The organism is Cupriavidus sp. HMR-1, assembly GCF_000319775.1.
In the GTDB taxonomy this organism is placed as follows: Bacteria; Pseudomonadota; Gammaproteobacteria; order Burkholderiales; family Burkholderiaceae; genus Cupriavidus; species Cupriavidus metallidurans.
This window is the reverse complement of record NZ_ANKP01000214.1, coordinates 1-1969: the sequence shown is the minus strand read 5'-3', so window position 1 is coordinate 1969 and position 1969 is coordinate 1. Positions and strand designations below refer to the sequence as shown.

The following is a 1969-nucleotide window of genomic DNA, read 5'->3' as shown; positions in this document are numbered from 1 at the left end:
GCAGCCGCAGCCGCGGGCTTGGGCGCTGCCGCCGGAGTCGGGGCAGGAGCCGCCGCCGCGCCACCTTCGACGGTGCAGATCAGCGTGCCCTTGGCGACCTTGTCGCCCACCTTGACCTTGACGTCCACGACCTTGCCGGCGGCCGACGACGGCACTTCCATGCTGGCCTTGTCGGACTCCAGCACGATCAGCGACTGTTCTTCCTCGACCGTGTCGCCGGCCTTGACCAGCACCTCGATCACTTCCACCGCGTCGAAATCGCCGATATCCGGCACCTTGACTTCGATCACACTCATGTTCTTCCTCCTGGGATGCGCACCCTGTCCGCCTTGGGATCAGGCCGCGCCGTCTTTGTTGGTTGCCACTTGCAGCCGTACCGTATGCACGTCGATCGGTGCCGCCGAACTCTTGTCGAACTCGATACCCGCTTCCACGCCGATCCTCGCGATCGCCCCGGCATCGAGGTCCGGGCGGTCATACACCGCGTGCATGGCGCCGAGCGCGTAGTTGCGACCCGAGCCAATGCCCCAGAAGCGATCGAACGAAAACACCTCGCGGTACGAATAGACGCCGAAAATGCCGCCCGAATTGGCGATCAGGCAAACGATCTGCGATGACTCGTAGGGGTCGTCCTCGTCTTCCTTGGTGTTGATGAAATACTCGTTCTTGAGCTTTTCATGCACCTTGAGGAAGGTTCGGAACACATCGTCGCGGGTATGCAGTCGGCATTCCTCGCCCATGCCCGTCAGCAGGCTTCGCATGACCGGGAAATGCGCGGTGGTGCCTGCCAGCCCGACGAAACTGTCGCCTACGGGAATCACCTTCTGGTTCCGCTCATAAGCGCGCGACAGCCGCGTATCGCCGAATGTCACCAGCGCATCGGCACCGATCGCCACCTCGTCACCTTTCCTGACGACAACGCAGGTAGTCATGGCTCGCCCCTTGAATGCAATGCAGACGCGCCCGCCAGGTTCGCTGGCGGGCGTTGCCGATGCTTACAGCAGAATCCGGCGGAAATCCGCCAGCAGCGCCGCGAAGTACGTGTTGAAGCGCGCGGCCTCGGCGCCGTCGATCACGCGGTGATCCCACGACAGCGACAGCGGCAGCGTCAGGCGCGGGGCGAATTGCTTGCCGTCCCACACCGGCTTCATATACGACTTGCACACGCCCATAATGGCCACTTCCGGCGCATTGATGATCGGCGTGAAGTACGTGCCACCGAGGCCGCCGAGCGACGAGATCGAGAAGCAGCCGCCTTGCATCTGGTCAGGCTTCAGCTTGCCGTCGCGCGCCAGCTTGGCCAGATCGCTCATTTCCTGGCTGATCTCGAGCACGCCCTTCTTGTCGGCGTCCTTGATCACCGGCACAACCAGACCGTTCGGGGTGTCGGCCGCGAAACCGATGTTGAAGTACTTCTTCAGCACCAGGTTGTCGCCGTCCAGCGAGGCATTGAAGTTCGGGAACTTCTTGAGCGCCGCAACGGTGGCCTTGATCATGAACGCAAGCATCGTGACCTTGATGCCGGCCTTCTCGTTTTCCTTGTTGAGCTGCACGCGGAATGCCTCGAGCTCGGTGATGTCCGCTTCGTCACAGTTCGTGACGTGAGGGATCATGACCCAGTTGCGATGCAGGTTGGCGCCAGAGATCTTCTTGATGCGCGACAGCGGCTTCGACTCCACTTCGCCGAAGCGCGTGAAGTCCACCTTCGGCCACGGCAGCAGGTCCAGGCCCACGCCGGTGCCAGCGGCGGCAGCCGGTGCGGACGGCGCGGCAGCCTGGCCGCTCATGACGCTCTTGACGTAGCTCTGCACGTCTTCCTGCGTGATGCGGCCCTTGGGAGCGGTGCCCGGCACACGCGACACGTCGACACCCAGCTCGCGCGCGAACTTGCGCACGGACGGGCTGGCGTGAGCGGCCTTGCCGGTCGTACCCTGCACCGCAGGCGCGACGGCCGGCGCGGCAACAGGTG

Annotated in this window: 3 protein-coding genes; all 3 read right to left on the bottom strand. The window is 63.7% G+C overall.

Features of this window, described 5'->3' with window-relative positions:
• On the bottom strand, positions 1-296 hold a 296-nt coding region (locus D769_RS20440), incomplete at its 3' end, for a biotin/lipoyl-containing protein (protein WP_008649000.1).
• Between the two features lie 39 nt (positions 297-335).
• Positions 336-932 (bottom strand): MFS transporter, encoded by a 597-nt coding sequence (locus D769_RS20435; RefSeq protein ID WP_040011169.1) that lies wholly within the window; start codon positions 930-932, stop codon positions 336-338.
• 63 nt (positions 933-995) lie between these two features.
• A partial coding sequence (locus tag D769_RS20430; protein WP_008648997.1) for a dihydrolipoyllysine-residue acetyltransferase occupies positions 996-1969 on the bottom strand: 974 nt, incomplete at its 5' end.